This window comes from uncultured Psychromonas sp. (assembly GCF_947489755.1).
Classification (GTDB): Bacteria; Pseudomonadota; Gammaproteobacteria; order Enterobacterales; family Psychromonadaceae; genus Psychromonas.
The window spans coordinates 1-381 of record NZ_CANLFB010000087.1 but is presented as its reverse complement, the minus strand read 5'-3'; the positions used below and the strand labels follow the sequence as shown (position 1 = coordinate 381).

The window sequence follows — 381 nt, the reverse complement described above, 5'->3', positions numbered from 1 at the left end:
GTTAATTCATTATTCGCATCTTCAACGATATCAGGTACTGCGTTCATCAAAGTCGTGATACCCGTTCCAACCACTACGCCGTACTCAGACAATAAACCTCTTAACTGATTCACGTCACCCGTTCTTGTTTTTACCAATCGTTCAGCAATCCGTTGTAATGATTGAATGTCTTGTTGCTCGGTAGATTTAACCGCAACAAAACGAACTGTTGGTCTTAATGAGGCTTCAGCAATAGCGAGTGCGTCATTGGCATCATTTTTATTGCCAATCACAAAAGGTTTAACGACAAAAGGCGGAATTAATCTGACGGTATGCCCTAGCTTTTCAATTCTTCTTCCCCATGGATTTGAGCTATAACAAGCTTCCATCACGACTAACGTA

1 protein-coding gene is annotated in these 381 nt (G+C 41.2%); it reads right to left on the bottom strand.

What is annotated here, in order from left to right; genetic code table 11:
- Nucleotides 1–381, bottom strand: a 381-nt coding sequence (locus tag Q0794_RS18115; RefSeq protein ID WP_298944281.1) for a transposase, incomplete at both ends; no start/stop codon positions are given.